Below are 26,315 nucleotides of genomic sequence, written 5' to 3' on the forward strand. Positions count from 1 at the left end.
ACCCGGCAAACCCGGGCGTGCTGCATCAACGCTGTTCACATCATTCAAGGAGCGACGCAATGTTGTCCAGATCGATTGGCAAAGCGGCAGGTGGCCTGGTGTTGGGTTTGTCGGTGGCAGCGGCCGCGCATGCGGCCCCGTTGTTCGAGCCGGTGACGGTCATCAGCCGGGCATCGGCAAACAGTGAGCCCGCGCTGGGCAAGCTGCTGGCCACCCCGTCCACCGCGACGGTACAGGAAGTGCGTGTCGACGCGGCGGCCACCGCGCAGCCGCAACTGGAGTTCGAACTGCTTGGCCAGCGCGTGCAGGCGGTGCGCAGCAAGGTGGAGGCCCTGCCCGATGGCGGCAGCATCTGGTACGGCCAGTTGCGTTCGCCGTCCGATCGGCTGACTGCCGCCACTTCGAACGGTCAGGATGATCCTGGCAATTCAGTGATCCTGGTGCGTTCGGGCAACACCCTCACCGGCTCGATCCGCAAGGACGGCAAGCTTTACCGGCTGCGTCCGCTGGGCAACCGCCATGTACTGGTGGAAGTGGATGAATCGCGGATGCCGGCCGATCATCCGGCCGACTACAACCAGCTGCCGAAAATCCCGATGGGCAACAATGACCGCATCGGCATCGCGCAGGCCTCGTCCGGCACCCCGGCCACCATCCGCGTGCTGGTGGTGGCGACCAATGCAGCGGTAACGGCCTATGGCGGCAACATGCAATCGCTGGTGCAGCTGGCAGTGGCCGAGTCCAACCAGGGCTACGTCAACAGCAACGTCGGCATCACCATGCAGCTGGCCGGTTACGAGACCACCAGCTACACCGAGTCCGGCAGCTTCGATACCGACCTGGCGCGCTTCCGTGGCACCAGTGATGGCTACATGGACAGCATCCATACCAGCCGCAACAACACCGCGGCCGACGTGGGCGTACTGCTGATCAACAACGCCGCCTACTGCGGCCTGGCCTCGGGCATCGGCTCGACCGCATCGACCGCATTCGCGGCGGTGTACTGGGACTGCGCGACCGGCTACTACTCCTTCGCGCACGAGATCGGCCACCTGCAGAGCGCGCGGCATGACATCGCCACGGACTCGAGCACCTCGCCCTACGCCTATGGCCACGGCTACCGCTATGAACCGGCCAGCGGCACCGGCTGGCGCACGATCATGGCCTACAACTGCACCCGCAGCTGCCCGCGCCTGAACTACTGGTCCAACCCGAACATCAGCTACAACGGCATCCCGATGGGCAATGCCAGTACCGCCGACAACCAGCGTGTGCTGGTCAATACGAAGGCCACCATCGCGGCCTTCCGCTGAGTCCGTACTGTCCGCGGCCGCCTTGCGCGGCCGCGGATGTCCTGCCGGCAGGACTTACCCGCGGGCCAGGGTATCCAGCGACCAGCCGCTGGCATCCACGCGCAGCACCGAACCCTGTTCGTACCAGTCGCCCAGCACGATGCGGGTGCAGGCGCGGCCACCGGCCTGCAGCGAATGGATCGCCGGGCGATGGGTGTGGCCATGGATCATGGTGTCCACGCCGTGGCGCACGAAGGTGGCATCGACTTCGGCCGGGGCCACGTCGGTGACGGTCTCGAACTGCGCGCGATCACCCTGCTTCATCTCCGACTGGCGGGCCTGGCTGGCTTCGCGCGCCTTCTGCGCGAACGCGATGCGCGCGGCCAGTGGCTGCGACAGGAACTGCGCCTGGAACACCGGGTCGCGCGTCTGTGCACGGAACTGCTGGTAGGGGATGTCGTCCGTGCACAGCAGGTCACCGTGCTGCAGCAGCACCGGGCGACCGTACAGCTCGATCACGCACGGGTCGGGCAGGATGCGCAGGCCGGCACGGCGCGCATAGTCTTCGCCGAGCAGGAAGTCGCGGTTGCCGCGGATGAAATACACCGGCACGCCGCTGTCGGAGAGCACCTTCAGCGCGTCGGCCACTGCATCGGCGGCGGGCGAGGGCGTGTCGTCGCCGATCCAGGCTTCGAACAGGTCGCCGAGGATGTACAGCGCATCGGCGCCGGGCGCCTGTTCGCGCAGGAAGCGCAGGAACAGGTCGGTGATCTCCGGACGGCTGGGGTCCAGGTGCAGGTCGGAAATGAACAGCGTGGTCATGCCTGCATTCTAGGCCATCAACGATGACGGTAGCGCCGGGCCATGCGTGGCCGGCGTGGCGGCCATCACACCGGCAGCGGCAACCAGGCCAGGCTGGCCGATGCCAGCAGGATGGCAATGCCGGTGGCGGCCAGTACATCGGACGGGTAGTGCAGGCCCAGCACCACCCGCGACAGCGCGACGCCGAAGGTGAACGGGACCAGCAGCGGTGCCAGCCACGGGTAGTAGGCCAACGCGACGATGGTGAACGACACCGCGTGCAGGGTGTGCCCGGAGGGGAAGCTGAACTCGTCCAGCGGTGCCACCCAGGCACGGATGCGCAGATCGGCTGCATACGGGCGGGGACGCCGGGTCCAGCGCTTGAGGCCTTTGTAGAGCAGCAGCGCGGCCAGCCCGGTGGCGGCCATGTGCACGGAGGCGCGCAGTCCGTCGAAGCCGTCGAGCAGCACCAGCGCGCCCATCAGCACGTACCAGAACACGCCATCGCCGAGACGGCTGATGACCGAGAACAGGCGACGCACGCGGCGACGCCGGCAGTAGTGGTTGGCCCGGCGGCAGAGCCGCGCCTCGCGGCCGGCCAACAGCTCAAGCGGCGTGGTGCGCATGGCCGCTCCTCCGCGACTGGGCCAGCTCGGACAGCAGCGCATCGAACTCGGCAACCACCTGCTGTGGATGCAGGCGCTTCATCGCACGCGCGGCGCTGCTGCCGAATTCGCGGCGCCGTGCATCATCGGCGGCCAGCTGCACGGCTGCCTCGATGAACTGCTCATCGTTTTCCACGGCCGCGCCGTTCTCGCCATTACGCAGGTATTCGCGGGCCGCACCGTAGTCGAATGCGACGGTGGCCAGGCCGCTGGCCATGCTTTCCAGGGTCACGTTGCCGAAGGTCTCGCTGCGGCTGGGAAACAGGAACAGGTCACCGCTGGCGAAATGCCGCGCCAGGGCCTCGCCGCGCTGGATGCCGCAGAAGATGAAATCCGGGTTTTCATGTGCCAGTTTTTCGCGAGCCGGGCCATCACCCACCCAGACGAAGCGGGCCTTGGGCCGGATCTGCTGCAGGCGCCGGAAGGCTTTCACCGCCAGGCCAAGGTTCTTTTCCGCAGCGATGCGGCCGACATGGATCGCGACCAGGCCATTGCCGTCCACGCCCCATTCCTCGCGCAGCCCCGGGTCGCGCCGGCCCGGATCGAACTGCTGGCTGTCGACCGCACGTGCCAGCAGGCGTACACGTTCGAAACCCTGTTCGCCGAGGAACTGCTGCAGTTCGCGGGTGGGTACCAGCGTTGCGTCGGCCTGGTTGTGGAACCGGCGCATCCAGCGCATCGCAGCGGCCTGCAGCCAGGCGACGCCGTAGTCGGGCAGGTACTCGTCGAAGCGGGTGTGGAAACCACTGGCGACTGGAATGCCAAGGCGGCGCGCGGTGCGCAGCGCCGACCAGCCCAGCGGGCCTTCGGTGGCGATGTAGACCGCATCGGGACGCTGCTGCTGCCAGTGGCGGTTGAGCCGGATCGGTGCAGGCAGGCCGAAGCGCAGGCCGGGGTAGCGCGGCAATGCGGCACCCGGAACCAGCAGCGTGCCTGGCGCCGAGTCCAGCGCTTCGCTGGTCTGGCGTGGCCGGATCAGGTCGATGTCATGGCCGGAAGTGCGCAGTCCCTGCTCCAGGCCCTGCACGGTCAGGGCAACGCCGTTCACTTCCGGCGGGTAGGTCTCGGTGACGATGGCATAGCGCATGGCGGGCCTCCGGGTTTCCGGCATGCTCGGGCCTGGCGATGTAGCGGATATGACCGCTTTGCGACCACGGGATGACGGCGGTCCGGTTCCCATGGAGCCACGGCCCCGAAGGGCCGTGGCGGTGGTGCAGGGAGCGCGGTGGATCAGAAGCGCTGCTGGTATTTCATGTAGATGAAACGACCGATGTCGAAGCCACCGTAGTAGGAGAAGTTGGCGCTCGGCTGGCTGTACATGATCGGCCCCTGGCGGCCGAATACATTGTTGGCACCGATCGAGACGGTCGCATCCCATGGCAGGTTGTAGCGTGCCTGCACGTCGTGGAAGGTGACCGATCCGCGACGGTTGTAGTCACGGCTGCCACTGAACCACGGTGCGCGCTGCCCAGGGTGCGAACACTCACCCGGGTACGTGGCCGCATCCAGGCAACGTTCCTTGACCGCGGAGAAATAGCGCAGGCCCCAACGCAGGCCGAGGTTGCCACGTTCCCAGCCCAATGATGCGTTGGAGCGCACACGGAAGCCGATGCCGCCGTTGGTGGCAATGCCATTGCTGGGAATGGGGGGGGGCATCCGCCTCGTTGGTGGTCCGTTCTTCCGCAGCCACCACATAGGTCGTCTTCCAGTCGGCGCTCAGCGTGCCCCAGGACGTTTCGAACTTGTGACCGATCTCCAGGTCATAGCCTTCGGCCTGGCGGAAACCGCTGTTGCGGCTGCCATAGCTGAGCGTGTTGACGATGCCCAGTTCCGGGTCGCGGGTGAAGCTGCCGCAGCGCTCGGCGATGCCCAGTTCGTAGCAGTCGCGGAGGATGTCATTGGGATGGTCGGCAACGATGGTGTTGTCGATGCGGACCTTCCACCAGTCCAGCGCGATGTTCAGTCCTTCAGCAAACGTCGGGCTCCAGACCAGGCCCAGCGTGCGGCTGGTCGAGGTTTCCGGCTTCAGGTCGGGATTGGAGCCGTTGGTGAAGGGCAGGGGCGTCTGCCCGCTGCTGCCGGTGATCGGCTCGTTGCCCTGGCCTAGCTGGCGGTAGCTGTCTGCGTTGGCGATGTCGGCGGCGCAGCGTGCACGTACCTCCGGGCTGCTGGCGGCCGCGCCATGGACGGTATCGCAGGGATCACGGAAGCCGGTGGTGAAGGTCTGCGAGCCGCCACCGTACAGATTCGAGATGGTCGGCGCACGGAAGCCCTGGGCCCAGGTGCCACGGACCAGCAACTGGTCGATCGGCTTCCAGGAGACGCCGAACTTGCTGTTGAGGGTTCCGCCGAAGGTGGTGTAGTCGGAGTAGCGCGTCGCCGTGTCGAGGGTCAGCTGGCGTGCACCGGGCAGGTCGTGCAGCAACGGCACGCTCAGCTCCAGATAGGCCTCGTCGACACGGTAGCCACCGCCGGTGGGGCCCGCCGCCAGGTTGGTAGTGGCACCGGTCTGGGCCAGCGCGTCGGGAATGAAGCGACCCTCCTCGCGGCGGCTCTCCACGCCCAGGGCGAAGCCCAGTTCCCCGGCGGGCAGCGTGGCAAGGCCGCCACTGAGGCTGGCGAACAGGTTGCGGGTGGTGTTTCGGCCACGGGTGAGTTCCTCGGGGAACAGCCAGTCCTGCAGTTCGCCGTTGCCGGTCAGGCCGTACGGGTCATCCTGGCCATACGGCACCAGCGGATTCCAGGGCTTGCAGCCGGCAATCGGCGCGTCCGGTGTGCCGCATTCCACCTTGCCGGTGGCCGGGTTGTAGAACGAAGGACCGGTGGAATCGGCGACGCGCTGCTTGTGCAGGTTGCCGGTGGCTCGCTGCTCCAGCTCGCTGCGGTTGTACTGGTAGCCGGCTTCCCAATCGAACTCGCGACCGACGAACTGGAAGCTGCCTTCAAACGCTGCGACACCCTGCCAGGTGGTCAGTTCGCTGATGCTGACGCGCGGAATCTCCCAGCTGCGGCGGTTCCAGTGCACATCGCTTGGGCGTTCATAGCCGTGGTGGCTGCCGAACGGGTTGAACCAGCTGTCGGCGGACATCGGCGTGATGCCGGCTGCACCGGACTGGAACGGATAGCCGGCAACCTGGCGCGTGGTGGTGCGTCGGTTGTAGGCCAACTGGGTGTTGAAGCGGATCTGGTCGTTCAGGTCCATGCGTGCGTCGACGAAGAGCGAATCGCGCTTGATCGGCGTCTGCACGTGCATCTGTTCGTTGCTGTTGCTGACGTCACCGGTGAACGGTGTGTTGTCACTGAGGTGGAAACTGTCCGGCCCGCCCGGCTGGCTGCCGCGATCGAGTGAATAGCTGCAGCCACGGGCGCTGCTGCAGCCCGGGCCCTTGAAGCCGACGATGCGCCCCCACTGGCCGACCGTGGTCCAGCCATCGTCCGGATGACGATCGGAATAGGTGTAGGCGCTGAAGCCGCGGTCCTTCGCCCACACGCCCTTCTCTTCGACATGCTCGGCGGCGACGCTGATCGAGGCGCGGTCATTCGACCAGCCGGCAACCACATCGTACTGGGTGCGGGCACCGTCGCCTTCGCTGAACTGCCCATGGTAGACGTTGGCAGTCACACCCTGGACGTTGCGCCGGGTGATGATGTTGACCACGCCGGCCATCGCGTCGGAACCGTAGATGGCCGAAGCGCCGTCCTTCAGCACTTCCATGCGCTCCACGGCAGCGGCGGGAATGCTGGAAATGTCCTGGTAACCCGAAGTGGTCATGCCCAGGCGCTTGCCATTGACCAGCACCAGCGTGCGCTGCGCCCCCAGCCCGCGCATGTCCACGTAGCTGCCGCCGGAGGCTTCGCCACTGCTGAGCGGGCTGGCGCGGCTGAGCGCGGGGCTGCCGGTCGCGGTCAGGTTCTGCAGGATGTCCGCGACGGAATTGAAGCCCTGCCGCTCGATGTCGGCGCGGCTGATGGTCAGCACCGGCTGTGCGGTTTCCAGGTCGACCTGGCGGATGCGCGAACCGGTGATCTCGATACGGTCCAGCGTGGTGGCTTCCGGTGCGTGCTGGGCGAATGCGGGGGCGGCCAGTGTGGTGGTGGCCGCCAACGCCAGTGCACGACGGATCGCCAACCCGAGTTCGGGAATACGGATGGTCATGGGTCTCTCTCTCAGTCTTCGAAGTCTTCGGAACACAGCCAAGCGGGGCTGCGTCAATTCCACCGCGGCGGTGGATGTTCGAACCTAGTGAAGGCGGGCGCGGAGACGTATGGGCAAGCGACGAAAGCACCGCAGACGGCCGTGACGCTTCTGCACAAAGCAGAAGCAAATCAACCGATTGCTCCAACCTGTGGCATTGCGGCGGACGCAGCGCAGAGGACCGTGCCCCTGATTGAACGCATCAGGGTCAATGTGGAAAGCGACAGTCTGCGCGGGGCAGAAAAAACCACGGCCCCGAAGGGCCGTGGTCGTCGAGCTTCAACAGCGTGGATGGATCAGAAGCGCTGCTGGTACTTCATGTACATGAAACGACCGATGTCGTAGCCACCGTAGTAGGAGAACGACGAGTTCGGCTTGCTGTACATCACCGGAGCTTCCTTGCCGAACACATTGTTCGCGCCCACCGAAACGGTGGCATCCCACGGCAGGTTGTAGCGGAACTGCACGTCGTGGAAGGTCACCGCGCCGCGCTCGTTGTAAGCGGTCGGCGACTTCAGCCACGGAGCCAGGAAGGTCGGATCGGAGCATTCGTCCGGATACCGCGAGGCGTTGAGGCAGCGCTCCTTCACACCGGAGTAGTAGCGTGCCGTCCAGCTGACGCCGAAGTCACCCACATCCCAGCCCAGCACCAGGTTCGAGCGCACGCGGAAGGCAAGGCTGGTGGCGGTGCCGATGGTGTTGGCCACGCCGTTGATCGGCGTGATCGCATCACGGACATCATTGGTGGAGCGGTAGACGTTCTTGCTCACATAGGTGCTGGTCCAGCCTGCGCTCAGCTTGCCGTAGCCGGTGTCGACGCGGTAGCTGACATCCAGGTCGTAACCTTCGGTCTCGGCGAAGCCGGCGTTGCGGTTGCCGAACTTCAGGCCGGTGACGATGCCGTTGGACGGGTCGCGGGTGAAGCGGCTGCAGCGCGATTCGATGCCCTGCTCATAGCAGTCCTTCAGGATCTGGTTCGGGCTGTCACCGACGATGGTGTTGTCGATGCGGATCTTCCACCAGTCCAGCGCCACGTTGAGGTTGCTGACGAAGGTCGGGCTCCACACCAGGCCCAGCGTCTTGCTGGTCGAGGTTTCCGGAACCAGCAGTGGGTTGGAACCGGAAACGAACGGCGTCGGGGTCGCATCCTGTGCCGTGGTTACCGGCGTGTTGCCCTGCTTCAGCTGGCGGAAGTTGGCGGCATCGGCGATGTCACGTGCGCAGCGCGAGCGGACTTCAGCACTGCCCTTGGCCGAGCCGAACACGGTGTCGCACGGGTCGCTGAACTGCGCGAAGGTTTCCGAACCGCCACCGTACAGATCGTTGATGGTCGGTGCGCGGAAGCCTTCGGCCCAGGTACCACGGACCAGCAGCTGGTCGATCGGCTTCCACTTGAAGCCGAACTTGCTGTTGAGCGTGTTGCCGAAGGTGTTGTACTTGGAGTAGCGGGTGGCGGCACTGAAGCTCAGCTCACGCGCACCGGGCAGGTCGGCCAGCACCGGCACGCTGAGCTCCAGGTAGGCTTCCTTCACGTTGTAGCTGCCACCGGTCGGGCCTGCGGCCAGGTTGGTGGTAGCGCCGGTCTGGGCCAGGGCATCGGGGGTGTAGCGGCCATCTTCCTTGCGGCTTTCCACGCCGAAAGCGAAGCCGAGGTCGCCGGCCGGCAGGGTCATGATGCTGCCGGACAGGTTGGCGAACGCGTTCTTGGTGGTGGTCCGGCCGGTGGTGTGCTCCGCCGGGAACAGCCAGGCCATCAGTTCTTCATTGCCGGTCAGTCCGTTCGGATCGTTCTTGCCGTAGGGCACCAGCGGGTTCCACGGCGTGCAGCCGCTGATCACCGCGCCCGGACGGCCACACATCACCTTGCCGGTGGCCGGATCCAGGAACGACGGACCCACGGCGTCACGCACGCGCTTCTTGTGCAGGTTGCCGGTGGCGGTAGCGGTCAGCTCGTTGCGGTTGTACTGGTAGCCCACGTCCCAGTCGAAGTAGCGCTGGCCGATCTCGAAGCTGCCATCCAGCGACACTACCGCACGGTAGGTCTTCAGTTCGCTGGTGCTCACACGCGGGATTTCCCAGGTGCGGCGGTTCCAGGCCACGTCGGTTGGCTTGGCATAGCCGTGCTGGTTGCCGAACGGATTGAAGTAGCTGTCCTTGGACATCAGGCCGGTAGCGGTCGGGTCGCCCGAGATGGACACCGAGCTGGACTGCAGGGGGTAGCCTGCAATCTGGCGCTCGGCCGAACGCTTGTTGTAGCCGAATTCGGTGCGCAGGTTGACTTGGTCGGTGATCTTGAAGCGACCGTCGAAGTACACCGAGTCACGCTTGAGCGGATACATGACGTGCATCTGCTCGTTGGCGTTGCTGACATCGCCGGTGAACGGGGTCGCGTCGGTCAGGTGGTAGTTGGCCGGGTTGGTCGGATCAGCGCCGCGGTTGAGCGAGTAGCCGCAACCCTGGCTGGTGTTGGTGCAGCCCGGGCCACCCTTCAGGCCGGTGACCTGGCCCCACTGGCTCAGCGTGGTCCAGTTGGAGGCATCGTTCGGGTGGCGGTCGCTCACGCCGTACTTGCTGAACCAGCGGTCCTTGGCCCAGACGCTCTTTTCTTCGGAGTGCTCCAGTGCCAGGGTCAGCGACACGCGGTCATTGCTCCAGCCGCCGACCACGTCGAAGCGGTCACGGGCGCCGTCGCCTTCGCTGTACTGGCCGTGGTAGACGTTGGCGGTCACGCCGTTGACGTTGGAACGGGTGATGATGTTGATCACGCCGGCCATCGCATCGGAACCGTAGATGGCCGAAGCGCCATCCTTCAGTACTTCAATGCGTTCCACCGCCGACACCGGCAGCGAGGACACGTCCTGCAGGCCCGAGGTGCTGATGCCGAGGCGCTTGCCGTTGACCAGCACCAGGGTGCGCTGCGCGCCCAGGTTGCGCATGTCGATGTAGGTGCCGCCGGTGTTTTCGCCCGAGCTCAGTGCGTTGGCGCGGCTGATCGCCGGGCTGCCCATCGCGGTGACGTTCTGCAGGATGTCGGCCACCGAGCTGAAGCCCTGGCGCTCGATGTCCAGCCGGCTCAGTGCCAGGACCGGCTGTGCGGTCTCCACGTCCACCTGGCGGATGCGCGAGCCAGTGATCTCGATGCGATCCAGGGTGGTCGGCGCGGCAGTGCTGCCACTCTGGGCGAACGCAGGCAGCGCGGCCAGCGTCGCAGTGGTTGCCAGGGCGTAGCGGATGGCCTGCCCCAGGGGGGGGGTGCGTGAAGTCATGACGAGCTCTCTCTCTCTCAGGTCGTGCAGGGACGCCAAAAGGGGCGTCGAAGGAATCGGCCGCCGATAAGCGGACCGATGACCCGATAGTAGTCTCGTTGGTTAATGCCATGTAAAGAGGGCGTGTCGATTTGTACCAAGCTTCATCGTCAGATTTCACGAAAGCTCAACAAAAGCAGTCGCTTAGCTGTAGCCCTGAATGCGCTCCCCCGACATGATCTGCTGCATCGCAGCAGGTCAACGGGGGGCGCATGCGCGAATCGTAACGGTGTGTGACCTTCTTCCCCTCGTGGGAAAGCGTGAGCCTCAGGCCACGAACGGCCGGAACTGGATGCCCAGCCCGGCGATGCCGTCGGTCTCGCCGATCAGATCGGCGCGCAGCAGCGGCCGGGCATCGATGAAGGCCTGCGGCACGATCAGCGACAGGCGGTTGTCGTCGGCGGTCAGTTCCAGCGCGGGCAGTGGATCGTCCTCATGGGCACGATTGAGCAGCACCGCCAGGCGCAGCAGGGCGGCCAGCCGGCGTGCGGTCAGCAGCAGGCGCTCGGGCAGGGCGTCGAAGGCGGTCTTGGTTACGCTGCGGCGATGGCTGCGCACCAGCGCGGCCAGCATCTGCTGTTCCTGCCGCGAGAAGCCGGCGATATCCGAGTGTTCCAGTACGTAACTGCCATGCACGTGGTAGCCGCTGTGCGCGATCATCAGGCCCAGCTCGTGCAGGCGTGCGGCCCAGCCGAGCATCCGCGCGTCGTCGGCATCGAGCCGCCAGCGTTCCTGCACCTGTTCCAGCAGTGACAGCGCGGTGTCCTGCACGCGATCGGCCTGCACGGTATCGATGCCGTAGCGTTGGCTGAGTGCGGACACCGATTCATCGCGCAGGTCGTTTTCGCCAGCGCGGCCGACGATGTCGTACAGGATGCCTTCGCGCATCGCCGCCTTGCTGACCAGCAGCTTCTGCAGGCCCAGTGCCTGGAAGGCGGCCTCCAGCACCAGGATGCCGCCGGCGATGATCGGGCGGCGGTCGCTGGACAGGCCCGGCAGCTGGATGTCGTCGATCTTCTTGGCCTTCAGCAGTTCGTCGCGCAGCTGGGGCAGGGCCTCGGCGGTGATCGCGCCCTTGCTCAGCTTCATCGTGGCGCAGATCTCGCTGATCGCCTTGTGCGTGCCGGACGAGCCCAAGGCTTCCTGCCAGCCCAGCGCGCGGTACTTGCTGGCGAAGGGCTGGAACTCGCGGCCGATCTCGGCCAGTGCGTCCTTCCAGCGCTTCTTGCTCAGCTTGCCGCCGGGGAAGAAGCGCCGGGTGCTGGCGATGCAGCCGGCCTGCAGGCTTTCGCGCTCCAGGGTCTGCATGCCCATGCCGATGATGAACTCGGTGGAGCCGCCGCCGATGTCGATCACCAGCCGGCGCTGGCCGGGCTTGGGCGGTTGCGCGTGGGCCACGCCCAGGTAGATCAGGCGCGCTTCTTCGCGGCCGCTGACCACTTCGATGGCATGCCCAAGCGCGGTTTCGGCGGGAACCAGGAACGACTGCGGAGAGCGCAGCTGGCGCACGGTGTTGGTGGCCAGTGCGCGCACCCGGTGCGGCGGCACGTTGCGGATGCGCTGGCCGAAGCGGGCCAGGCATTCCAGCGCGCGCTGCCGCGCAGCGGAGGAGAGCCCACCTTTGCCATCCAGGCCATCGGCCATGCGCACGGTCTCGCGCAGGCGGTCGATCACCCGCAGCTGGCCGAGCGTGTAGCGCGCGATGACCATGTGGAAACTATTGGAGCCAAGGTCGATGGCGGCCAGCAGGTCGCCATCCTGCAATGCGGGCGGAGTCGTGGTGGTATGCGGCATGGACGAATGTTAGCCGAAGGGGCGGTGTGCTCGTCACCGCGCGGCCTTCACATTTTGGAAGAGGGGAGTGCGGCAGGGCTGCGCCCTGCACCCGCCGAATCAACGGCAACGGCTAAAGCAAAAGCGGGCTATCCGTAGGATGGCGGGGTAGGTCCGATGGCAGGGGACGCCGTTAACCCGTCCATGGGGGCTTGGTCGCCGCATCCATGCGGCTCACACCCCTGCCACCGGACCCACCCCGCCTTCGACAGAATTCCGCTGCTGTTGGTAGGTGTCGACCTTGGTCGACACACCGGCTCACAGCCCCTGCATCAATGCCATCTGCGCAGAATGCGGGGCTTCGTCGTGCGCCGGGGCACGCTTGTGGTAGATGCCGTCGGCGTCCAGCTCCCAGGCGTTGAGGTTGTCGTCCAGGTAGTTCTGCAGGACTTCGCGGTAGACCCGCTTGGCCAGCTCCGGGTCGAGGATCGGGAAGCACGTCTCGACACGGCGCAGCAGGTTGCGTTCCAGCCAGTCGGCGCTGGCGCAGTACATCTCCGGTGCGCCGTCGTTGCCGAACCAGTAGACGCGGCTGTGCTCCAGGAAGCGGCCGACGATCGAGCGCACACGAATGTTGTCCGAGATGCCCGGTACGCCCGGGCGCAGGGTGCAGGCGCCGCGGATGATCAGGTCGATCTGCACGCCGGCCTGCGAGGCGGCGTACAGTGCGCGCACCACCTGCGGTTCGTTCAGTGCGTTCATCTTGGCGATGATCCGCGCCGGGCGGCCGGCGGCGGCGATGCGCGTTTCGCGCTCGATGCGGCCGAGGATGCCGGTGTGCAGGGTGAAGGGCGACTGCAGCAGGCGCTTGAGCTTCATCTTCGAGGCCAGCCCGGACAGCTGCTGGAACAGCAGGTGCACGTCGTTGCCGATGTCCGCATCGGCAGTGATCAGGCTGATGTCGGTGTACGCGCGGGCGGTGCCGCTGTGGTAGTTGCCGGTGCCCAGGTGCACGTAGCGGCGCAGTTTGCGGCCCTCGCGGCGCACGATCAGCAGCATCTTTGCGTGGGTCTTGTAGCCGACCACGCCGTACACCACCTGCACGCCGGCTTCCTGCAGGCGATCGGCCAGGCCCAGGTTGGCCTCTTCGTCGAAACGTGCGCGCAGTTCAACCACGACGGTCACGTCCTTGCCGTTGCGCGCGGCCTGGATCAGCGCGTCGACGATCAGCGAATCCTTGCCGGTGCGGTACAGGGTCTGCTTGATCGCCAGTACGTTGGGGTCGATCGCCGCCTGCCGGATCAGGTCCAGCACTGCGGTGAAGGCATCGAACGGGTGGTGCAGCAGCAGGTCCTGGCGCGCCGCCGTCTCGAAGATGCCGTCGCTGTCGCGCAGCGTGCGCGGAGTCATCGGCGGGTACTTCAGGTCCGGCTGCGCGATCAGGTCGTACAGCTGGATGATGCGGTTGAGGTTGACCGGGCCGTCGATGCGGTACACCGCGTTCTCGGTCAGGCCGAAATTCTGCAGCAGGGTGCGCACGATGTCGCGCGGCATGTCCTGCGCGATTTCCAGGCGCACCGCCGGCCGGTAGCCGCGGTCGACCAGTTCGTCGCGTAGTGCCAGCGCCAGGTTCTCCACTTCCTCCTCGTCCACCACCAGCTCGGAGTTGCGGGTAACGCGGAACTGGTAGGCCCCCTGCACTTCCATGCCGGGGAACAGCTCATCGACGAAGGTGGACAGCACCGACGACAGGAACACGAAGTTCTGCGATCCGCCGAGCTTCTCCGGCAGCTGGATGATGCGCGGCAGCGAGCGCGGCGCACGCACGATGGCCAGATGGCCGGCGCGGCCGAACGCGTCGGTGCCCTTCAGCACCACCACGATGTTCAGCGACTTGTTGAGGATCTTCGGGAACGGATGCACCGGGTCCAGGCCCAGCGGCGACAGCACCGGCATGATCTCGTTGCGGAAGTAGGCGCGCAGCCAGCGCTTCTGGCGGTCGGTCCAGGAATGGCGGCCGAGCACGCCGATGCCGGCCTCCATCAGCGCCGGGCGCAGCGTCTCGTTCCAGCAGCGGTACTGCTGGTCCACCAGTTCCGCGGCGCGGTCGTGGATGGCATTGAGGATGGCCTGCGGGCTCATCCCGTCCGGCGCCGGCGGCAGGCCGAATTCCTGCGCGTGGCGCACGGCGGCGGCGCGGATCTCGAAGAACTCGTCCAGGTTGGTGCAGGAGATGCACATGAAGCGCAGCCGCTCCAGCAGCGGCACCTGCGGGTCCATCGCCTGGGCCAGCACGCGGAAATTGAAATCCAGCTGCGACAGTTCGCGGTTGATGTAGAGCGCCGGGTCACGCAGCGGATCGTTGTCCGGGCTCACGGGGAGGGGGAGGGATCCGAGGCTGCTCATGGCGTCATTCTTCGATGGAAGTCAGGGGGGCGGACTCGCGCGGGCGCACGTGGTCGGCATCGAAATGGCAGGAAAACACCGAGCCCTTGCCGACCTCGCTTTCAATCTCCAGCCGTGCGTGGTGCAGGCCGAGGATGTGCTTGACGATGGACAGGCCCAGGCCGGTACCGCCGCTTTCGCGGGAGCGGCTGCTGGAGACACGGTAGAAACGTTCGGTCAGGCGCGGCAGGTGGGTGGCCGGGATGCCGTAGCCGGAATCGCGCACTGCCAGCACGGCACCGTCGCCTTCGCGGCGGAACTCCACGGCGATGCGGCCACCGGCCGGGGTGTAGCGCACCGCGTTGGTGACCAGGTTGGAGAAGGCGCTGTGCAGTTCCTTGGTCGAGCCCTGCAGGTCAACGCCGGCAAGATCGTCGATGCTGATCTGGTGGCGGCCCTGGCTGTGCGCTTCGGCTTCGCGGCGCAGGGTGGCCAGCATCGGCTGCATGGCCACGGTCTCTTCCTCGCTGTGTTCCTGCGACTCGAGGCGCGACAGCGTCAGCAGGTCTTCCACCAGCTGGGCCATGCGCTGGCTCTGCTTGCGCATTTCTTCCAGCATCGGACCGGTTCCCGGGAAATCCTCCGGGTCCATCATGTCCAGGTAGCCGTGGACCACGGTGAGCGGCGTGCGCAGCTCGTGTGAAACGTTGGCGACGAAGTCGCGGCGCACCTGCTCCAGGCGCAGCAGCTTGCTGACATCGCGGGCGATCAGCAGCCAGTAATCGGAGGAATAGGGAATCAGGCGCAGGTTCAGGCGGATCGCCGGGTCGACCGGCGAGGGCACGTCCAGGATCGGCTCGGCATTGCGGCCACCAGCGAGCCAATGCGCCAGCGGCATCGGTTGCAGGCGTTCGACCAGGGCCTCGCCGAGGTCGCCCGGATGATGCAGGCCGAGCAGGGCGGTGGCCGCTTCGTTGAACCACTGCACACGCTGGCTGTTGCGATCCAGCACCACCACGGCATCGGGCAGCGCGGCGGCGGCGGCGCGGTAGCTGCGCAGCATGTCCAGCAGGCGGCGCTTGCGCACGCGCATTTCCACCTGGTTGCGGTACAGCAGGCGGTCCAGCTCGTTCCAGACGCCGGTGCCTTCTTCGGCGGTGTCCCAGCGCTGGCGCGCGGTCAGCCGGCGCAGCACGCTGCGCAGGCGCCAGTAATGCCATGCCAGCGTGGCCAGTGCGCCCAGTGCGATGCACAACCACAGATGGCCCGTGAACCACCCCACCAGTCCGGCGAACAGCAGTACCGCGGCAACGGTGGCCAGGGTCTTCAACCAGGCAGAGCGGATGTGGCGGGGCATTGCGATCTCGTCGTTGAGGTGCGGCGGTTCACTGGGGTGAACCGAGGGTTATAGCAGAGTTGCCGGCGCCGGCACCCGCAGGTGCGTGGCGCCGGCACGACGAGACTCAGGTAGCAGTGGAGAAGCGGTAGCCGGCGCCGCGCACGGTCTGCACCATGTTTTCGGCGTTGAACGGTTCCAGCGTCTTGCGCAGGCGGCGGATGTGCACGTCGATGGTGCGCTCCTCCACGTACACGCTGCCGCCCCACACGTGGTCCAGCAGCTGGGCGCGGGTGTAGACGCGCTCGGGGTGGGTCATGAAGAAGTGCAGCAGGCGGTATTCGGTGGGGCCGATCGGCACCGGCTGGTCGTTGGCGAACACGCGATGGGCGGCACCGTCGATGCGGATCGGGCCGACGGCCACGCTGCCGTCCTCGTCATCTTCGCGGGCGCGGCGCATCACCGCACGGATGCGGGCCAGCAGTTCGCGCGCCGAGAACGGCTTGACCACATAGTCGTCGACGCCAGCTTCAAGGCCACCGACGCGATCGTTCTCTTCGCCGCGGGCGGTCAGCATGATGATCGGCACTTCGCGGGTCAGGGTTTCCTTGCGCCAGCGACGGGCCAGGTCCAGGCCGCTGGTGCCGGGCAGCATCCAGTCCAGCAGGATCAGGTCGGGGACGCGATCGGCGATGGCGGTCTGGGCCTCACGGGCGTCGCCGGCGTGGACCGGTTCGTAATCGCCCTTGCGCAGGGCGAAGGCGACCATTTCACGGATCGCGGGCTCGTCATCGACGATCAGGATGCGTTTCTGCACGAGGACACCGTAGGGCTCGGTTACTGGAGTGGTGCCAGTAGACTACGGTTTGATGACATGTTTGTGACTGCCTGGCCGGAACCGGCCTGGATTGCCATCGGCCGGTCATGCAGCGCTCAGCGGCGGTCCAGATCCGGGTCCTGCACGCCCTGGCGGCGCAGCTCCAGCACGGTGGGGGTGATCGCCTCGATGCGCGCATCCACCCGTGCCCGGCCGACATAGTCCAGCGCCGGATTGCGCTTGAGCGCCTGTAGCTGCATCAGCGACTGTTCCGGCCGGCCGCTGAGGAAGGCCGCCTCGGCGTAGGCCTCGCTGGCACGCACGCTGTCGCCGGCCAGTTCGCTGGCGCGGGCGTACCGCTGCTGGAAGACCGGATCGTTACCGCTTTGCGACAGCAGGGGCCGCAGCATGGCCTGCGCGCGCTGGCCGGCCTCGCGGCTGCCCTGTTCGTTCAGGATCTCGGCATAGGTCAGCGCCACCGGACGGCTGTTGGGGTGCTGGCGCAGCAGCTGCTCGAAGCGGCTGTTGGCCTGGGCGGTCTGGCCCGCACGCGATTCGGCCTCGCCCAGCCCCAGTGCCAGCCACAGATTGTCCGGGCGGGTCTGCAGCAGGCCTGCCAGGGTCTGCCGGGCCTGGGCGGCGCCGGCGCGACCGCTGCGCATCACCGCCAGCGCCTGGCCATAGCGCTGGGCATCGTTGAGGCCGTCCTTCTGGCGCTTGGCCAGATCGGCGTACTCGCGTTCCAGCTCGGGGGTGGAGTCCGCGCTGAGCACGCGCAGGCGCTCGCGCGCCCAGTCGAAGTCGCCACTGGCGCCGCGGCTGAGCTGGCCCATCGGGATGCGCAGCACGCTGCTGGGCAGCAGCGGGTTGTTTCCGCGCAACAGGGGTTCGGCCAGGCTGGGATCGGTCGGGTCCACGCGCTCCCTGCGCTCGCCACTGGGGGTGGTGGTGGTCAGCAGCACCGTGTCCTTCTTCATCTGCTCGGCGCGGGCCTTGGCCTCGCTGATGCGGGTGATGTTGACCGGGTGGGTGCGCAGGAACTCGGGCACGCTGTAGCCGCCCTCGTTGCCGCGCATCGCCGATGCCATCCGCTCGAAGAAGCCGGCCATGGCATCCACGTCGTAGCCACTGCGCGACAGGGTGCGGATGCCGAGGCGGTCGGCCTCGGACTCGTTGGAGCGGGTGTAGTTGATCTGCCGCTGCTGCATCAGGCCCATGCCGGAACTGATCGCGGCCATCGTCGCGTTGCCGGAGGAGGTGCTGTTGCTGGCCTGCGCGGCCACCACCGCCGCCAGCATGCCGAGCAGGATCGGGATCTGGTCGCGCTGGGCGCGCTCGACTCCGCGCAGCACGTGCTGCTGGGTGACGTGGGCGATTTCGTGCGACAGCACCGCGGCCACCTCGTCCTCGCGCTCGGCGGTCAGCACCAGGCCGGCATTGACCCCGATGTAGCCGCCCAGCGTGGCGAAGGCGTTGATCTGGCGGTCCTTCATCACGAAGAACGTGTACGGCTGGCGCGGCTGGTCGCTGTTGGAGCCGAGGCGGGTGCCCATGGTCTGCAGCCAGTCGTTGACCAGCGGGTCGTCCAGCAGGTAGCCGTAGTTGCGCAGCTCGCGCAGCATCATCGCGCCGTACTCGGCCTGGCGGGCCGGGGTCAGCAGCTCGCCGGCCGACGAGCCGATGTCGGGCAGCTTCTCCTGGGCCTGGGCCAGCGGCGTGGCCAGGGCCAGGGTGACGGCGGTAGTCAGCAGCAGGGCTCGCAAGCAGGAGGTCCTCGGGCGGGGCGCGCCAAGCGTGGCAGGGCAGGGGGCAACCATTCGTTAATCCACAGTGTTGCGGCCGTGGCGTGGAATTTCCAGCGCACCGGTACCATATGTAGACCGTCGATCCATCGTGGAGTTTCCCGTGACAGCCCAGACCGCCGGCGGTGCCCCCGCCATCACCATCTATTCCACCGCCGTCTGCCCGTACTGCGTGGCCGCCAAGAACTTCCTGAAGAGCAAGGGCCAGCAATGGACCGAGGTCCGCATCGACCTGGACCCGGTCGAGCGCGAGAAGATGATGGCCAAGACCCGCCGTACCAGCGTGCCGCAGATCTTCGTCGGCGACGTCCATGTGGGCGGCTACGACGACATGATGGCCCTGCACCGTGAAGGCAAGCTCGAGCCGCTGCTGGCCGGGCAGGGCCAGGCATGAGCGCGGCCGACGACGGCAGCAAGGACCGCATCGCCGAGTTCACCGAGTTCCGCAAGCGCATGAACGAGCGCATCCTGGGCGAGCCGAACCAAGTGGTGCGGCGCTTCTTCGCGCTGGACACGCAGACCTACCAGGCCGGTGCGCTGGACGTGAAGACCAAGGAACTGCTGGGCCTGGTGGCCTCGATGGTGCTGCGCTGCGACGACTGCATCAGCTACCACGTGGCCCAGTGCAAGGACGCCGGGGTGACCCGTGAAGAATTCTTCGAGACCTTCTCGGTCGGCCTGGTGGTGGGCGGCTCGATCGTGATCCCGCACCTGCGCCGCGCGGTCGACTTCCTCGACCAGCTGGAAGGCGGCGCCGCCGCCCCGGCAGCGCACGAGCACTGAGGTAGCGCCGGGCCATGCCCGGCGGAGACCTGAACGAAAAGCCGCCGGGCATGGCCCGGCGCTACCGGATCACGGCCGCGCGCCGGGGCATTTCCCGCGATCCAACCGCCCAAGAGCCCCTTCTTGTTGAAGGGGCGCGCCGACAGGCGGGGGTAGAGGAGGAATGCGCGGGCAATTCTGCCTGAGCCGGGCACTGGGACCATGGTCTATTTGGGACCTCGGCCCCGGCTCAGGCATAATTGCCGGTGAAACTTCCTTTGCGCCGGCGTTTCCGGGCACGTCCGGACGGCGTTTTTCCCCCTGTTCGGAACATCGATCAATGACGCAGAAAATTACGGTCATCCGCGGCGACGGCATTGGCCCGGAAATCATGGACGCCACCCTGTTCGTGCTCGACCAGCTCAAGACTGGCCTGGAGTACGAAGACGCCGACGCCGGCCTGGTGGCCCTGGAAAAGCACGGCGACCTGATGCCGGCGGTGACCCTGGAATCGATCGCGCGCAACAAGGTCGCGCTGAAGAGCCCGCTGACCACCCCGGTCGGTGGTGGTTTCACCTCGATCAACGTCAGCCTGCGCCGTCACTTCGACCTGTACGCCAACGTGCGTCCGGCCCACACCTTCCCGAACACCAAGTCGCGTTTCGACAACGTCGACCTGATCACCGTTCGTGAGAACACCGAAGGTGCGTACCTGGCCGAAGGCCAGGAAGTGTCGGCCGACGGCGAGACCGCCTTCTCCGGCACCCGCATCACCCGCAAGGGCTCCGAGCGCATCGTGCGCTACGCCTTCGAGCTGGCAAAGAGCACCGGCCGCAAGAAGGTCACCGCCGTGCACAAGGCCAACATCATCAAGTCGACCTCGGGCCTGTTCCTGAATGTCGCCCGTGAAGTGGCCGCGCAGTACCCGGACATCGAATTCCAGGAAATGATCGTCGACAACTGCTGCATGCAGCTGGTGATGCGTCCGGAACAGTTCGACGTGATCGTCACCACCAACCTGTTCGGCGACATCATCTCCGACCTGTGCGCCGGCCTCGTCGGCGGCCTGGGCCTGGCCCCGGGTGCCAACATCGGCAAGGATGCGGCGATCTTCGAAGCCGTGCACGGCACCGCGCCGGACATCGCCGGCCAGGGCAAGGCCAATCCGTGTGCGCTGCTGCTGGCAGCCGCGCAGATGCTGGACCATATCGGCCAGCCGGAAAACGCCGCGCGCCTGCGCAAGGCCATTGTGGCGACCATGGAAGCCAAGGACTCGCTGACCGGCGACCTGGGCGGCACCGGCACCACCATGAGCTTCGCCAAGGCCATTGCCAGCCGCCTGTAAGCGGCCGGTCGGCCTCGGTTGGATCCCAGCGGGGCGCCTTCGGGCGCCCCGTTGCGTTTTCCGGTAGATCCACGCCATGCGTGGATGACGGAATGATCGGTTGTGCGGTTTTCGCACAGATCATGTGCCCCCGCACGGCTGGTTCGTGCGCCAATCGCTCCGCATCCTGTGCCCCACACCCGCCGCACAGGAACCCTCCCATGAACCTCACCGCCTTCGGCCTGGCCAGCCTGATCGGCATGGCCGCCACCGCCCCGGTCGCTGCCGCCGAACCGTCCCATCCCACCATCCGCCACATGGCCGGCGCGCCGGTCGCGGCCTCGCTGGATGCAGCGAAGACCGCCGTGCTGGTGATCGACTTCCAGAACGAATACTTCGATGCCAGCGCCGCGCCCGGCTTTGCTGGTGGCCGCATGGTCATTCCCGATGGCGTGGCCGCACTGCGCCAGGCCAGGCGGGTGGTCGAGTTCGCCGATACTCACGGCATCCGCGTGATCCACGTGCAGCATGTGTTGCCGGCCGGTGCACCGCTGTTCGCGCAGGGCAGCGTCAATGCCGCCTTCCATCACGACCTGAAGCCGCGCAAGGGTGAGACCGTGGTGCAGAAGGACAATGTCAGCGTGTTCGCTGGCAACTCGGCCGCGGTGCTCGACACGGTGCTGAAGGATGCCGGCATCGACACGCTGATCGTCACCGGCCTGCAGACCCATGCCTGTGTGGCCGGTGCTGCGCGCGACGCGGCGGCGGCACCGCGCGGCTACCGGGTGATCGTATCGTCCGATGCCAGCGCCAGCCGCGACCTGGACCTGGCCAGTGGCCAGCGCATCGATCATCGCGCGCTGCATGACGCCTCGCTGGCGCAGATCGAAGACGCCTTCGGTGATGTCATGAACACCGACGCGATCCTGGCGCTGCCGGTGCGCAAGGCCGGCGACGGCGCTTGATAAGCTGGTGGGGCCCGCATGCCGTGGGCCCCGTCACCTGGAGTCGCTCGCCGATGGATCACTTCGCCGCCCTGCGTGCGCTGCGCGCCATCGTCGACGCAGGCAGTTTCACTGCCGCTGCCGAGCGCCTGGGGACCACCCATTCGGCGATGTCACGGCAACTGCGGCAGCTGGAAGAGCATCTGCAGGTGCGACTGCTCGATCGCAACAGCCGCCGGCTGTCACTGACCGAGGCCGGTCGCGACTACTACCGCGAGGCGGCAGCGCTGCTGGATCGCCTGCAGGAAGCGGATGATCGCGTGCGTGCCGGGCAAGCGCAGCCCGGTGGCATCGTACGCATCAGCGTGCCGCAGGTCGTGGCCAGCCAGGAGTTGCCGCATTGGCTGCCGTCGTTCCTGCAGCGCTACCCGCAGGTCGCGCTTGACCTATCGGCCGATGATCAACTGGTCGATGTCGTCGGTGGTGGCTTTGACCTGGCGCTGCGTATCGCGGCCTCGCTGCCGGACAGCCAGCTGGTCGCGCGCGAACTGGCCAGCTGCCCGCGCATCCTGGTTGCTGCGCCGGCCTATCTGGCACGTCGTGGTCTGCCGCGACAGGCTGCAGATCTCGAACAACATACGCTGCTGGGATTCAGTCCCACGCCGTCAATGCCGCCCTGGCAGCTGCAGGGGCCGCGCGGTGCCAGCGTGAGCATCGAGGCCGGCCAGCGCCTGCGCGTGGATGCCACGCCCGCGCTGTATGCCGCGGCGTTGGCCGGAATGGGCATCAGCCTGTTCACCGCACTGACCGTACAGGAGGACCTGCGCGCCGGTCGTCTGATCCGCGTGTTGCCGGCCTGGCATGCCGGGCAGCGCCGCTACTTCGCGCTGTATCCGCATGCACGTGCGCTGGCGCCGAAAGTGCGTGCGCTGGTCGAGCACCTCGCGGCGCACTACGCTGCACAGGTGGGCGCGGCAGGATAGTCGCGCGGCTGCAACCGAGGTGGTGATGGAGTCGGTGTATCTGCTGGTCGCGCTGGGCGCGATCGTCGCCGGATTCGTGCAGGGCCTGTCCGGCTTCGCCTTTGGCATGGTGGCGATGTCGTTCTGGGCATGGGGACTGGAGCCGCGGCTGGCGGCGACGCTGTCGGTGTTTGGTGCGCTGGTCGGTCAGCTGGTGGCTGTGTTCACCGTGCGCCGTGGATTCAACCTGCGCCTGTTGCTGCCCTTCGTGCTGGGCGGGCTGGCCGGCATTCCGCTGGGCGTGATGGTGCTGCCACGGCTGGACATGGACTGGTTCAAGGCGCTGCTGGGCGGCTTCCTGGCGCTGTGGTGCCCGGTCATGCTGATGGCGCGCTCGTTGCCTCCGGTCCGCGTCGGCGGCCGTATCGGTGATGCGATCGCTGGCATGGCCGGTGGCGTGCTCAGTGGCATTGGCGGCTTTGCCGGGCCGGTGCCGACGTTGTGGAGCACCCTGCGAGGCTTCGGCAAGGACGAACAGCGCGCGGTCATCCAGAACTTCAACCTGGCGATGCTGGCGGTGACCATGGCCACCTATGTCGGCAGCGGCCTGGTCAGCCGGCAGATGCTGCCGTATTTCGCCATCGTGGCACCGGCCATGCTGGTGCCGACCCTGCTGGGTGCAAGGGTCTACATCGGCATCAGCGAGGCGCGCTTCCGGCAGCTCGTGCTGGGCCTGCTGACCGCGTCAGGCATCGCGTTGCTGGCATCGTCGCTGCCGGTGCTGCTGGCGCGCTGAGGGAGGAACGACAAAGGGCGCCACGAAGGGCGCCCTTTGTCGTCTATTGCATGTTGCGGCTCAGCGCTGCTGGATTTTCGACAGCAGGCGCAGGAATTCAACGTACAGCCAGACCAGGGTCACCATCAGGCCGAATGCGCCATACCACTCCATGTACTTCGGCGCACGCTGGGCGACACCGGTCTCGATGAAGTCGAAGTCCAGCACCAGATTCAGCGCGGCCACGACCACCACGAACAGGCTGAAGGCGATGCCCAGCCAGCTGGAGTCATGGATCACCGGCACGTTGATGTTGAAGAAGCCGAGCACGAACGATGCCAGGTAGAGCAGGGCGATGCCGCCAGTGGCCGCGACCACGCCCATCTTGAAGTTCTCGGTGGCCTTGATCAGGCCGCTGCGGTACGCGAACAGCAGCGCGAACAGAGTGCCGAAGGTCAGCAGCACGGCCTGGAACACGATGCCCGGGAATTTGGCGTTGAACACGGCCGAGATGGCGCCGAGGAACAGGCCTTCCACCAGCGCGTACATCGGCGCGGTGACCGGCGACCATTCCTTCTTGAAAACGGTGATCAGCGCCAGCACCAGGCCGCCGATGGCGCCGCCCATGGCATACAGCCTGGCACCGGGCAAAACCTGACCGTAGTCGTCGATGGTCTGGTTCCAGGCGAAAGCGGCCGTCAGCACGGTCAACAGCAGCAGGAAACCGGTCTTGTTGACGGTGCCGTTGAGGGTCATTGCCTGGTCGGGGCTGGTCACCACCGAGCCGCTGGCGAGGTCGAGGAAGGTGGACTCGGAAAGAGCCGGGTTGCCGCTGCGCATGCGCGTTCTCCGTGCGAATGAGGGTCTGGACGGCCATCCGGCCGATGGGCGTGAGCATAGCCGATGACTGCTTTCGGCGTTGTGGCAGGCGCCGGATCTGCACATCCCGCGTTGACAGTTCCCAATGCGCTTGGCGACAATGACCAACTCCCCGGGCATGGCCCGAGGGGATTGCAAGACCGGGGTATAGCGCAGTCTGGTAGCGCGCCTGCTTTGGGAGCAGGATGTCGGGGGTTCGAATCCCTCTACCCCGACCAATCCCACATCACGTCGGATTGGACACCGTTCCGGTTCGGGCGCCCGTAGCTCAACTGGATAGAGCACCGGCCTTCTAAGCCGGCGGTTACAGGTTCGATTCCTGTCGGGCGCGCCATTGGAATCAATGGTTTATGAACTCACGCCCGCGAACATCGGTTCCCATTCGATGGCTGGGCAATCCTGGGTGGCGAGCATTCCGCCTTCCTCTTGTCCGATGAAAGATGCCCTTTGCCTGGGGTGCAGTCGCACGGCGTGATGCCAGGCGGGTTGCGGTGAACCTGCGTCTGGCGACGATCGGCTCACTCCGCAGGTGCTTGAGCAGCACCGCCTGGGATGGGCAATGCGCCCGGCAACGAAAAAGGCCAGCGCTATGCGCTGGCCTTTTCCATGTCGCGATGGTCGCGATGGTCGCACTCTGATCGAGTGCGCCCTGGATGGATCACATCTGTTCCAGTTCGCCCACCCGGACCTTGCCGCCACCGCAGTTGCCGTGGCAGCCGCCGCTGATCGGGCCGCTGCCACCGCCGCCGCCACCACCACCGCCGCCACCACCACCGCCCCGGGAGTTGGGCGGGAGGACGGTCGAAATCACTTCGCCGGAGTCGAAACCTGCACCTCGCCACGTGTAGTTGACGCAGGAAATACCGTTGCAGACGGTCAGGACATCGCCGGTCTGGACTCGCGTCTGGGCTGTCCAGACGGTGGTCCGGCCGTCATTGAGCTTCTGCACCTCTTGGGAAAGCTGCTGGTTGGTCACCGGATCGGGATACGGGGTTGTCAGCGTGCATCCGGCGGTGCAGTTGATGACGCCAGGAAGCTTTTTCGCTTGAAGGCTCCCGGCCGCCATGAACAGCAGCACGCCTGCAATGGCGGGAATGGAGTTTCTACCAAGCGAAGGGATAATCCCAATCAGTCTAGCTTTCACAATAGGTCCTTATCGTGGGATGCAACAGTTCTTGAAGATTTCGTTCGATGAAATGCGGGCTTTCTCTTTCTCTTGGCTGCTCAGGTTTTTCTCATGGTTGGCAATGTCAGTGGTGGTGGCAAAACGTGGGTCCAGCCGGTTGAGGACGCGGGTGTACGCCAGGGCGGCAACGGGATCCGCAGGAACGATGCCGCCATACGTGTAGGCCATCGCCATGTCGCTGATGACATTGACGTTCCCTTGTGATTCCAGTTCGCGCAGATATCCGGTGGCGGTGTCCTTCCACGCCTCGAGCGCCGCGGGATCACGGATTGCGTCATCGAGCGAACCGATGACTTTCTCCGGCGATCGCGAGTAAGCGCGCATCGCTTCCTGCGAGCCCATGGCGGCGGCCTTCGAAAGCCAATCGGCGTGATAGATGTCCTGATCCAGAGCCAGCGACTCGCACTCTTTGAGGATTCGTTCCGATCGCTCCAGGAACCAGTTGCCGGACCCGACCGTGGTGGCTGAATCCGCCAGCTTGTCAGCGCGATCCGAGATGAAGGTCTGGCACTGCTCGATGGTTCGATAGATTTCGTAGGTTGCCGTGGCATCTCCGGATTCGGAGCGCAGCATCAGTTGCTTGACGTGGGCGAGCGCGTCACCGGGAGGCCGGAACTCATTGCCTCTTACGATCTCGTAGGCTTTGGGGCCCACCGCCTTGTACGAGCCCGGCGGGATCTTGTTGTCCCGCTCCAGCCTCTGCGCGGCCGCCGCACCTGACGCCGGAAGCTGCCTTCCCTGGTCGGGCCTTTCATCAAGGCTGCCACTGTTCCCGGATTCCTCTGCCGTGGCATCGGCAGCTGGCTGCTGCCGGTAGCCGTACATTGCAACGGCTGCCACTGCCAGCACCGCTGCCAGCGTGACGAATCCGATTAGCCGCTTGCTCATCTATTGATCTCACCTTCATTGCAGGAACCGGCATGGTTGCAAACGTGCGCCTCGCGTTCCATGTCCTGCAGCTAACGTTGTATGAATGGATCTCCCCCATTCCCGTTTGAGATTCATTCACGATTCGTTCACCAATCGTTCACGCCGTCGGGAGTGCGTCCGACCATGGCGAGCTGTTTGCCTGCACCTGACCTTCGGCGCAGGCGGCACGCACCTTCTGGCGC

General features: G+C 66.2%; 19 protein-coding genes, 2 tRNA genes and 1 pseudogene. 9 read left to right on the forward strand and 13 right to left on the reverse strand.

The window, feature by feature from the left end; translation table 11 throughout:
• The first annotated feature begins 59 nt into the window (after positions 1-59).
• Positions 60-1,313, forward strand: coding sequence for a zinc-dependent metalloprotease (locus AC5P6E_RS19740; protein ID WP_019336373.1), 1,254 nt, complete (start codon positions 60-62; stop codon positions 1,311-1,313).
• Positions 1,314-1,367: 54 nt separating this feature from the next.
• On the opposite strand, the gene lpxH is transcribed toward AC5P6E_RS19740, so the two are convergent.
• The 10 genes and pseudogenes from lpxH to AC5P6E_RS19790 form a co-directional block, all read right to left on the reverse strand.
• Positions 1,368-2,114, reverse strand: a complete 747-nt coding sequence (lpxH, locus tag AC5P6E_RS19745) for a UDP-2,3-diacylglucosamine diphosphatase (protein WP_019336374.1) — start codon at positions 2,112-2,114, stop codon at positions 1,368-1,370.
• 65 nt (positions 2,115-2,179) lie between these two features.
• Positions 2,180-2,719, reverse strand: coding sequence for a phosphatase PAP2 family protein (locus tag AC5P6E_RS19750; RefSeq protein WP_010483928.1), 540 nt, complete (start codon positions 2,717-2,719; stop codon positions 2,180-2,182).
• Positions 2,700-3,845, reverse strand: coding sequence for a glycosyltransferase family 4 protein (locus AC5P6E_RS19755; protein WP_010483926.1), 1,146 nt, complete (start codon positions 3,843-3,845; stop codon positions 2,700-2,702). The genes AC5P6E_RS19750 and AC5P6E_RS19755 overlap by 20 nt, the downstream gene beginning before the upstream one ends.
• 143 nt (positions 3,846-3,988) lie before the next feature.
• A pseudogene (locus AC5P6E_RS19760) lies at positions 3,989-6,914 on the reverse strand (TonB-dependent receptor domain-containing protein).
• 335 nt (positions 6,915-7,249) lie between these two features.
• The gene (locus AC5P6E_RS19765; RefSeq protein WP_329834837.1) at positions 7,250-10,219 is read right to left on the reverse strand and encodes a TonB-dependent receptor domain-containing protein; all 2,970 of its coding nucleotides are present in this window, start codon (positions 10,217-10,219) and stop codon (positions 7,250-7,252) included.
• A gap of 306 nt (positions 10,220-10,525) precedes the next feature.
• Positions 10,526-12,052 (reverse strand): exopolyphosphatase, encoded by a 1,527-nt coding sequence (ppx, locus tag AC5P6E_RS19770; protein ID WP_010483920.1) that lies wholly within the window; start codon positions 12,050-12,052, stop codon positions 10,526-10,528.
• A 297-nt stretch (positions 12,053-12,349) separates the two neighbouring features.
• Entirely contained in the window at positions 12,350-14,437 is a 2,088-nt protein-coding gene (ppk1, locus tag AC5P6E_RS19775) for a polyphosphate kinase 1 (RefSeq protein WP_019337026.1), read from the reverse strand.
• 4 nt (positions 14,438-14,441) lie between these two features.
• Positions 14,442-15,773, reverse strand: coding sequence for a phosphate regulon sensor histidine kinase PhoR (gene phoR, locus AC5P6E_RS19780; protein WP_005415460.1), 1,332 nt, complete (start codon positions 15,771-15,773; stop codon positions 14,442-14,444).
• 106 nt (positions 15,774-15,879) lie between these two features.
• A complete protein-coding gene (gene phoB / locus AC5P6E_RS19785; protein ID WP_005408258.1) occupies positions 15,880-16,569 on the reverse strand; it encodes a phosphate regulon transcriptional regulator PhoB in 690 nt (229 codons plus the stop codon).
• A 116-nt stretch (positions 16,570-16,685) separates the two neighbouring features.
• On the reverse strand, positions 16,686-18,332 hold the full coding sequence (locus AC5P6E_RS19790; RefSeq protein ID WP_010483915.1) for a M48 family metalloprotease: 1,647 nt from the start codon (positions 18,330-18,332) through the stop codon (positions 16,686-16,688).
• A gap of 142 nt (positions 18,333-18,474) precedes the next feature.
• Between AC5P6E_RS19790 and grxC the strand changes: the two genes are divergently transcribed.
• From grxC to AC5P6E_RS19820, 6 genes are all read left to right on the forward strand, one after another.
• Complete coding sequence (gene grxC, locus AC5P6E_RS19795) at positions 18,475-18,765, forward strand: glutaredoxin 3 (RefSeq protein WP_010483913.1); 291 nt, start codon at positions 18,475-18,477, stop codon at positions 18,763-18,765.
• The gene (locus AC5P6E_RS19800; RefSeq protein WP_004154542.1) at positions 18,762-19,154 is read left to right on the forward strand and encodes a carboxymuconolactone decarboxylase family protein; all 393 of its coding nucleotides are present in this window, start codon (positions 18,762-18,764) and stop codon (positions 19,152-19,154) included. The genes grxC and AC5P6E_RS19800 overlap by 4 nt, the downstream gene beginning before the upstream one ends.
• A gap of 319 nt (positions 19,155-19,473) precedes the next feature.
• The gene (locus AC5P6E_RS19805; protein WP_019336563.1) at positions 19,474-20,478 is read left to right on the forward strand and encodes an isocitrate dehydrogenase; all 1,005 of its coding nucleotides are present in this window, start codon (positions 19,474-19,476) and stop codon (positions 20,476-20,478) included.
• 200 nt (positions 20,479-20,678) lie between these two features.
• On the forward strand, positions 20,679-21,422 hold the full coding sequence (locus AC5P6E_RS19810) for a cysteine hydrolase family protein (protein ID WP_019336562.1): 744 nt from the start codon (positions 20,679-20,681) through the stop codon (positions 21,420-21,422).
• A 53-nt stretch (positions 21,423-21,475) separates the two neighbouring features.
• Entirely contained in the window at positions 21,476-22,384 is a 909-nt protein-coding gene (locus AC5P6E_RS19815; protein WP_053442570.1) for a LysR family transcriptional regulator, read from the forward strand.
• Between the two features lie 25 nt (positions 22,385-22,409).
• Complete coding sequence (locus tag AC5P6E_RS19820) at positions 22,410-23,159, forward strand: sulfite exporter TauE/SafE family protein (protein ID WP_053442571.1); 750 nt, start codon at positions 22,410-22,412, stop codon at positions 23,157-23,159.
• 60 nt (positions 23,160-23,219) lie between these two features.
• Here the strand turns inward: AC5P6E_RS19820 and AC5P6E_RS19825 are convergent, their stop codons facing one another.
• Positions 23,220-23,978, reverse strand: coding sequence for a Bax inhibitor-1/YccA family protein (locus tag AC5P6E_RS19825; RefSeq protein WP_019336559.1), 759 nt, complete (start codon positions 23,976-23,978; stop codon positions 23,220-23,222).
• Positions 23,979-24,158: 180 nt separating this feature from the next.
• Between AC5P6E_RS19825 and AC5P6E_RS19830 the strand changes: the two genes are divergently transcribed.
• Together AC5P6E_RS19830 and AC5P6E_RS19835 are read left to right on the forward strand one after the other, a co-directional pair.
• Positions 24,159-24,235, forward strand: a tRNA-Pro gene (locus tag AC5P6E_RS19830).
• Positions 24,236-24,274: 39 nt separating this feature from the next.
• Positions 24,275-24,351: transfer RNA gene (locus AC5P6E_RS19835), tRNA-Arg, on the forward strand.
• 324 nt (positions 24,352-24,675) lie between these two features.
• Here AC5P6E_RS19835 and AC5P6E_RS19840 read toward each other — a convergent pair.
• A complete protein-coding gene (locus AC5P6E_RS19840; RefSeq protein WP_019336558.1) occupies positions 24,676-25,095 on the reverse strand; it encodes a hypothetical protein in 420 nt (139 codons plus the stop codon).
• A gap of 75 nt (positions 25,096-25,170) precedes the next feature.
• A complete protein-coding gene (locus AC5P6E_RS19845; RefSeq protein ID WP_049454898.1) occupies positions 25,171-26,091 on the reverse strand; it encodes a hypothetical protein in 921 nt (306 codons plus the stop codon).
• Positions 26,092-26,315 lie beyond the last annotated feature (224 nt).

It is taken from the genome of Stenotrophomonas sp. YJH_SMC_16 (assembly GCF_059367875.1).

Excerpts from the sequence above, each read along its gene's own strand:
- AC5P6E_RS19740 (WP_019336373.1), top strand. The coding sequence starts at position 60 with ATGTTGTCCAGATCGATTGGCAAAGCGGCAGGTGGCCTGGTGTTGGGT.
- lpxH (WP_019336374.1), bottom strand. The coding sequence starts at position 2,114 with ATGACCACGCTGTTCATTTCCGACCTGCACCTGGACCCCAGCCGTCCG.
- AC5P6E_RS19750 (WP_010483928.1), bottom strand. The coding sequence starts at position 2,719 with ATGCGCACCACGCCGCTTGAGCTGTTGGCCGGCCGCGAGGCGCGGCTC.
- AC5P6E_RS19755 (WP_010483926.1), bottom strand. The coding sequence starts at position 3,845 with ATGCGCTATGCCATCGTCACCGAGACCTACCCGCCGGAAGTGAACGGC.
- AC5P6E_RS19765 (WP_329834837.1), bottom strand. The coding sequence starts at position 10,219 with ATGACTTCACGCACCCCCCCCCTGGGGCAGGCCATCCGCTACGCCCTG.
- ppx (WP_010483920.1), bottom strand. The coding sequence starts at position 12,052 with ATGCCGCATACCACCACGACTCCGCCCGCATTGCAGGATGGCGACCTG.
- ppk1 (WP_019337026.1), bottom strand. The coding sequence starts at position 14,437 with ATGAGCAGCCTCGGATCCCTCCCCCTCCCCGTGAGCCCGGACAACGAT.
- phoR (WP_005415460.1), bottom strand. The coding sequence starts at position 15,773 with ATGCCCCGCCACATCCGCTCTGCCTGGTTGAAGACCCTGGCCACCGTT.
- AC5P6E_RS19800 (WP_004154542.1), top strand. The coding sequence starts at position 18,762 with ATGAGCGCGGCCGACGACGGCAGCAAGGACCGCATCGCCGAGTTCACC.
- AC5P6E_RS19805 (WP_019336563.1), top strand. The coding sequence starts at position 19,474 with ATGACGCAGAAAATTACGGTCATCCGCGGCGACGGCATTGGCCCGGAA.
- AC5P6E_RS19810 (WP_019336562.1), top strand. The coding sequence starts at position 20,679 with ATGAACCTCACCGCCTTCGGCCTGGCCAGCCTGATCGGCATGGCCGCC.
- AC5P6E_RS19815 (WP_053442570.1), top strand. The coding sequence starts at position 21,476 with ATGGATCACTTCGCCGCCCTGCGTGCGCTGCGCGCCATCGTCGACGCA.
- AC5P6E_RS19820 (WP_053442571.1), top strand. The coding sequence starts at position 22,410 with ATGGAGTCGGTGTATCTGCTGGTCGCGCTGGGCGCGATCGTCGCCGGA.
- AC5P6E_RS19825 (WP_019336559.1), bottom strand. The coding sequence starts at position 23,978 with ATGCGCAGCGGCAACCCGGCTCTTTCCGAGTCCACCTTCCTCGACCTC.
- AC5P6E_RS19845 (WP_049454898.1), bottom strand. The coding sequence starts at position 26,091 with ATGAGCAAGCGGCTAATCGGATTCGTCACGCTGGCAGCGGTGCTGGCA.